Source organism: Pseudoduganella sp. RAF53_2, from assembly GCF_052113985.1.
GTDB lineage: Bacteria > Pseudomonadota > Gammaproteobacteria > Burkholderiales > Burkholderiaceae_D > Rugamonas.
Genome location: NZ_JBFRDW010000353.1, coordinates 1 through 6,188 on the forward strand (window position 1 = coordinate 1; position 6,188 = coordinate 6,188).

The following is a 6,188-nucleotide window of genomic DNA, read 5'->3' on the forward strand; positions in this document are numbered from 1 at the left end:
ACGCCGCACATCGCCGCGCTGACGCTGCGCCGCGAAAGCGTGCAGCAGATCGCGGGCAAGATCCGCCAGCTGGAAAACGGCGAACCGATCGCCGATGTCATCAACCGTTTGCATGGATACTGATTATGAGTTTGCCGAAGAAGGTCAAGATTGTTGAAGTCGGTCCGCGCGACGGGCTGCAGAACGAGAAGGGCGATGTGCCGGCCGATGTGAAGATCGAGCTGGTGAACCGCCTGACCAATGCGGGCTTCCCGAATATCGAGGCAGCTTCCTTCGTGTCGCCCAAATGGGTGCCGCAGATGGCGACGTCGAAAGAGGTGATGGCGGCGATCACCCGCAAACCCGGCGTGATCTATTCGGCGCTGACGCCGAACATGCAGGGCTTCGAGGCGGCACTGGCTGCCGGCGCGGATGAAGTGGTGATTTTCGGCGCGGCGTCCGAGGCTTTCTCGCAAAAGAATATCAATTGCTCGATCGCGGAATCGATTGAGCGCTTTGTGCCGGTCGCCAAGGCGGCCAAGGAACACAAGCTGCGCCTGCGCGCTTCCGTCAGCACGGCGTTTGGCTGCCCATACCAGGGCGAGGTGCCGCTGGAGTCGGTGGCCTTCGTGGTGAGCCGCATGCGCGATCTGGGCTGCGATGAAATCGATATTGCCGACACCATCGGTGTGTCGACACCGCGCAAGACACAGGCGGTAATGGAGACGGCGATTCGCGCATTCCGCCTGGATGGCTTATCGGGACACTTCCACGATACCTACGGCCAGGCGCTGGCGAATATCTATGCGTCGATGGAGCTGGGGATTTCGATTTTCCACTCGTCCGTGTCGGGCTTGGGCGGCTGCCCGTATGCCAAGGGCGCGACCGGCAATGTGGCGACGGAGGATGTGATTTACATGCTGAACGGCCTGGGGATTGAAACCGGCGTGGACCTCGACAAGGTTGTCGATGCGGGAATCTTCATTTCGAATTTCCTGAACCGCAAGAGCGCCAGCCGCGCCGGCAACGCTATCGCCGCCAAGCGCGTCGGCTAAAACCCAAGGCGCAAGCCAAGTGGCAGCCACGATGTGGCTGCCACTAGCTTTTTGCTTTCGGGTTTTAAAAAGAAAAAACCCCAGGAGCCGAAACTCCTGGGGTTTTTCTTGAATCTTGGTCGGAGTACAAGGATTCGAACCTTGGACCCTCTGCTCCCAAAGCAGATGCGCTACCGGGCTGCGCTACACTCCGAAGAAGCAAGATAATACCTACCCCCAGCTCATCCGTCAAGTGTCTAAATTCGGGAAGATGTAAAAAGCGCTTGGTGCAATTCTAACAATGTGAGAGGATCGGCACCATGCCGACCCTCGCTATTACCGCCCCGAGGCGGCGATTTGCCGTCGGGATAGCCGTTTCTATCGTACTGCACGCTCTGGTGTTGACCGTGCTGCGTCCGCCTACGCCTGTCGTGGCGCCGGATATACGGCGCTGGTCGACCGAAGTGACGATCCGGCTTTTGCCGCCGCCTCCCGAGCCAGTGGCCAAGCCTGCGCCGGAACCGGAGCCTGTCCCCCAGCCGGAACGCAAGCGTGAGCGGGCGGCCGAGGCGCCGAAGAAGGCGCCGCCGCCACCGCGCAAGCCGCCGGAGGCGATCTACGTGCAGCCGGCGCCGAATGCTGCGCCGGACCTGGTGCGCGAGCCGCGTCCGGCCGAACCGGTGCCGGAAACGCCGCGCTTCGATCCGGAAGCCGCCAAGGCTGCGGCGCGCAATATCGCTGCTTCGCTGGACGAGCCGAAGTCCGACGCGCCCAATGCGCAGGTCAACCGTGTCAAACGCTACCGCGAAACGAAGGAGCAGAAACTGGCGCGGGATATCAAGGATTCCGGCCGGCCGGACTGCAAGGATGGCCTGCCCGGTGGCCTGCTGGCGCCGCTGTACCTGATGATGGAGAAGAAGGACAGCGGCTGCAAATGGTGATTACTCGTCCTTGAGCTGGAGTGCGCGCTCGTACAGCGCGTTCTTCTTCTGTCCCGTGATCTGGGCCGCCAGCGAGGCCGCCTGCTTGACCGAGCACTCGGCCAGCAGGATGCGCAACACACGCTCAGCTTCCGCATCGCCCGCCTCAGCGGCTTCAGGCGCACCGTCCAGCAGCACCACGAACTCGCCTTTCTCGCGATGCGAATCCCCCTTCAGCCACGCCTCGGCTTCGGACAGCGGGCAACGGTGGATTTCTTCAAACAGCTTGGTCAGCTCGCGTGCAAACACGACCTGGCGCGAAGGCTCAAACACCGACGCCAGCGCCTGCGCGCACTCGACGATGCGGTGCGGCGCTTCATAGAACACCATGGTCGCGGTCACGCCCTGCAAGCCCTGCAGATAGCTCTCGCGCTGCTTGGCCTTGGATGGCAGGAAGCCGACGAAATGGAACTGGTCGTTCACCAGCCCACTGGCCGACAGCGCCGCCACAGCCGCCGAGGCGCCCGGCAGCGGCACCACGCGCAGACCTGCCGCGCGCACCGCGTCCACAATGCGCGCACCGGGATCGGACACGGCCGGCGTGCCCGCGTCCGACACCAGCGCAATGCGCTCACCCGCCTGCAGCCGCGCCACCAGCGCCTCGGCCGCCTCGCGTTCGTTGTGCATATGCGCCGCCACCAGTGGCTTGGAAATGCCGAACCGGTTCATCAGCTGGGCCGTGTTGCGGGTGTCTTCGCAAGCGATAGCGTCCACGATGGTCAGCACGTGCAGCGCCCGGAGACTAATGTCAGTAACATTGCCGATAGGCGTAGCCACTACATACAATGTTGCCGTAGGATAGGTCTGGTGCGCGGTCTCGCCGAGGACGGGCAGGGCGGACAGCGGGCTGGAATCGTGAACTGTCATTGGGGGTAGGATGCTGGCAAAAAAGATAAGAATGGCATTACTCATCGCGGCCGCCATCGTGGTTTCTGGCTGCAGCACGCCTTGTAATTCGCCAGGGGCATTGTGCGCGCCTGTTGAGACGCTGACAAGTGCGCCACCACCTCCGAAGCCTGCGCGCCTGGCCGAGCGCATGCCGGAAAAGCCCGCCGAACCGGCTGCCGAAGTACAAACTTACGCCGTCCCCATGCCTGGTGCAATGGGCGCCGCGCCCGAAGCCGCGCCTTCAGACCGGGGCGACGTCCGCATCGGCCTGATGCTGCCGCTGCGCTCCGAAGCGCTGGGCCGCGCGGCGGATGCCGTGCGCGCCGGCTTCATGGCTGCTTATGAACGCGACAAGACCGGCTTCGCCGTGACCGTCGTCGAAACGGGCGAGCCGGCGCAGGACGTGCTGTCCGCCTACGCGACGGCCCAGCAACAGCAGGACATCATCGTCGGCCCGCTGGCCCGCTCGGCCGTCACCGCCGTGGCCACCAGCCCGCTGGTTTCCAGGCCGACCATCGCCCTGAACCATCCCGAAGGCCGCGCCGAGATGCAGCTGCCGCCGCAGATGCTGACGATTGGGCTCTCGATTGAAGACGAGGCAAAGCAGATCGCCGACTGGGCCGCGCAAGATCATCCAAGCGGCCGCGCGCTGGTGCTGTCGGCCGGTTCGGCATGGCAGAAGCGCAGCGCCAACGCCTTTGCCGCGCAGTGGCAGCGCATTGGCGCGCCGGTACGCATCCTGGAACTCAGCGCCAGCAGCGGCTATCTCAGCGATCCTGAACTGGTGGCGCTGCGCGCCCAGCTGCAAAGCGATCCGGTTGATGTGCTGTTTGCCGCGATGGATGTCGACCAGGTCCGCCAGCTGCGCGCCTCGCTGTCGGCCCCGCCGTTGAGCGACATCCCCCTGTATGGCTCGTCCGCCCTGAATCCCGGCCGTGGGCGCTGGCAGCCCGGCCCCGAACTGGATGGCGTGCGGCTGCTGGACCTGCCATGGCTGGTGCAGCGCGATCATCCTGCGGTGATGATTTACCCACAGCCGGAGCAGGCCATGAACGCGGACATGGAGCGCCTGTACGCGCTTGGCGTGGACGCCTTCCGCGTCGCCCGCGAAATCGCCCTGCATCCGGGCACCCGCTTCCGCCTCGATGGCGTGACGGGGCAGCTGACGGTCGACTTCGGCCAGGGCCCATCTTATTTCGAACGCACCGAGCAGCCCGCGGTGTACAAGAATGGCGTTCCCACTCCCCTGATCCAGTGAGCACGCCGCAGCAGATCAAGGGCCTGCTCAGCGAAGATGAAGCGCTGGCCTATCTGCAGGCACAAGGACTCACTCTGGTCGAACGCAATTTCCTCTGCAAGGCCGGTGAGCTGGATCTGATCATGCGCGACGGCCCCGGCCTGGTGTTCGTGGAAGTGCGCCGGCGCGGCACCACGCGCTTCGGCGGCGCGCTCTGGAGCGTGACGCCCGCCAAACAAAAACGGCTGCTGCGGGCCGCCCAGTTCTACCTGCTGCGGTATCATCAACTGCCGCCTTGCCGCTTCGACCTGATCGCCATCGACAACGGCCAGTTACGCTGGCTGCGTAACGTGCTTGAAATAATGTAAGCATTTTTAACAGCGCTTGTCCGGGCCCGTGGGCAGCTGCACTATAATTACGCACACTATGACTAATCAACGCATCCTCCAGCACTTCCACGAAAGTGCCGAAACCAAGATCCAGTCCGCCACCGTCCTCGCGCAGCCGATCGCGCAGGCGATTGAGCTAATGTTCTCCGCTCTCTCCAACGGCAACAAGATTCTCGCCTGCGGCAATGGCGGTTCCGCGGCGGATTCCCAGCACTTTGCTGCGGAACTGGTGGGCCGCTTCGAACGCGAACGCTTCCCGCTGCCGGCGATTGCCCTGACGACCGACTCGTCGATCCTGACCGCTGTTGCCAATGACTACAGCTACCGCGAGATCTTCTCGAAGCAGGTGCAGGCATTCGGCCAGGCTGGCGACGTGCTGCTGGCGATTTCCACGTCCGGCAATTCGGCCAACGTGATGGCCGCCATCGAGGCAGCGCTGGAGCGCGAAATGCGCGTGGTGGCGCTGACCGGCAAAGGCGGCGGCGCTATCGGCAAGATGCTGACCGACGCCGACGTGCATATCTGCGTACCGGCTGAACGTACCGCCCGCATCCAGGAAGTCCACCTGGTGACCATCCATTGCATTTGCGACGGTATCGACGTCGCCCTGTTCGGAGGAGATGTGAATGAGTAAAGCCCGCCCCCTGATGGTAGCCGCCCTGGCTGCCACGCTGGCGAGTAGCCTGACTGCTTGTTTCCCGCTGGTTGTGGCCGGTACTGCATCCGGCACCCTGGCTGCAGCCGACCGCCGCACCTTCGGCGCGCAGACCGAGGACAAGGCCATCGTTGTGAAAGCCGAGGTGAAAATCCCTAATGTGACCGGCGACGCCGGCCACGTGAACGTGAATGCGTTCAACCGCAAAGTGCTGCTGACCGGCGAAGTCCGCGACGAAGCCATGAAGGCCGCGGTTGAAAGCGAAGTGAAGGGCATTGAAGGCGTGCTGTCGGTGGTGAACGAACTGGAGATCGCCGGCCCCGCCAGCTACACCTCCCGTTCCAACGACGTGCTGATCACCACCAAGGTGAAGGCCAGCCTGGTGGACGCCAAGGATATTTCGGCCAACTCCTTCAAGGTCATTACCGAGCACGGTAACGTCTACCTGATGGGCCGCGTGACCCAGCGCGAAGGCACGCAGGCTGCCGAAATCGCACGCGGCGTGAGCGGCGTGTACAAAGTGGTGAAGGTGTACGAGTACATCACCGAAGACGAGTGGAAGCAATACCAGCCTGCTCAGGCCAGCGGCCAGCGGACCCAGGGCTAAGCGGTTTATAATCGTCGGCATGAGTACCAATACTTCTTCCAAAGCATGGATCAAGCCGGCGATTGCAGCTGCTGTCATCGCCGGGATTGGTTTTGCTGCTTACGCATCCCTGAACAACCACACCCCGGCGCCGGACGTGACTTTTGTCGGCATCAAGGGTGAACGCATCACGCCGGCCAGCCTGCGTGGCAAGGTTGTCATGGTTAATTTCTGGGCAACGTCCTGCACCACCTGCGTGGGCGAGATGCCGGAAATGGTCGACACGTACAACAAGTACAAGTCCAAGGGCCTGGAGTTCGTGGCCGTGGCCATGAAGTACGACGCGCCCAACTACGTGGTGAACTTCACCGAAACCCGCCAGCTGCCCTTCAAGGTCGCGCTGGACGTTACCGGCGAAGCCGCCAAGGCCTACGGCGACG

The 6,188-nt window shown here is 63.2% G+C and carries 8 protein-coding genes, 1 tRNA gene and 1 pseudogene; 8 read left to right on the forward strand and 2 right to left on the reverse strand.

Features of this window, described 5'->3' with window-relative positions; translation table 11 throughout:
• Window positions 1-123, forward strand: a pseudogene (locus AB4Z11_RS19710) (glyoxylate/hydroxypyruvate reductase A); the annotation flags it as partial.
• Between the two features lie 2 nt (window positions 124-125).
• Window positions 126-1,034 (forward strand): hydroxymethylglutaryl-CoA lyase, encoded by a 909-nt coding sequence (locus tag AB4Z11_RS19715; RefSeq protein ID WP_442027084.1) that lies wholly within the window; start codon window positions 126-128, stop codon window positions 1,032-1,034.
• Window positions 1,035-1,150: 116 nt separating this feature from the next.
• On the opposite strand, the gene AB4Z11_RS19720 is transcribed toward AB4Z11_RS19715, so the two are convergent.
• Window positions 1,151-1,227, reverse strand: a tRNA-Pro gene (locus tag AB4Z11_RS19720).
• Between the two features lie 106 nt (window positions 1,228-1,333).
• Here AB4Z11_RS19720 and AB4Z11_RS19725 point away from each other — a divergent pair.
• Window positions 1,334-1,954, forward strand: a complete 621-nt coding sequence (locus AB4Z11_RS19725) for a hypothetical protein (protein WP_442027085.1) — start codon at window positions 1,334-1,336, stop codon at window positions 1,952-1,954.
• Here AB4Z11_RS19725 and rsmI read toward each other — a convergent pair whose 3' ends face one another.
• Window positions 1,955-2,860 (reverse strand): 16S rRNA (cytidine(1402)-2'-O)-methyltransferase, encoded by a 906-nt coding sequence (rsmI, locus tag AB4Z11_RS19730; RefSeq protein ID WP_442027086.1) that lies wholly within the window; start codon window positions 2,858-2,860, stop codon window positions 1,955-1,957.
• Between the two features lie 31 nt (window positions 2,861-2,891).
• On the opposite strand from rsmI, the gene AB4Z11_RS19735 reads away from it, so the two are divergent.
• The 5 genes from AB4Z11_RS19735 to AB4Z11_RS19755 all read left to right on the forward strand — a co-directional run.
• Window positions 2,892-4,139, forward strand: coding sequence for a penicillin-binding protein activator (locus tag AB4Z11_RS19735; protein WP_442027087.1), 1,248 nt, complete (start codon window positions 2,892-2,894; stop codon window positions 4,137-4,139).
• Window positions 4,136-4,486 carry a YraN family protein gene (locus AB4Z11_RS19740; RefSeq protein WP_442027088.1) on the forward strand — a complete coding sequence of 117 codons (351 nt, stop codon included), beginning with the start codon at window positions 4,136-4,138 and terminating at the stop codon, window positions 4,484-4,486. Before AB4Z11_RS19735 ends, AB4Z11_RS19740 begins: the two co-directional genes overlap by 4 nt.
• 58 nt (window positions 4,487-4,544) lie before the next feature.
• On the forward strand, window positions 4,545-5,141 hold the full coding sequence (locus AB4Z11_RS19745; protein ID WP_442027090.1) for a phosphoheptose isomerase: 597 nt from the start codon (window positions 4,545-4,547) through the stop codon (window positions 5,139-5,141).
• Window positions 5,134-5,769, forward strand: coding sequence for a BON domain-containing protein (locus AB4Z11_RS19750; RefSeq protein WP_442027091.1), 636 nt, complete (start codon window positions 5,134-5,136; stop codon window positions 5,767-5,769). The genes AB4Z11_RS19745 and AB4Z11_RS19750 overlap by 8 nt, the downstream gene beginning before the upstream one ends.
• 19 nt (window positions 5,770-5,788) lie before the next feature.
• On the forward strand, window positions 5,789-6,188 hold a 400-nt coding region (locus tag AB4Z11_RS19755), incomplete at its 3' end, for a TlpA disulfide reductase family protein (protein WP_442027092.1).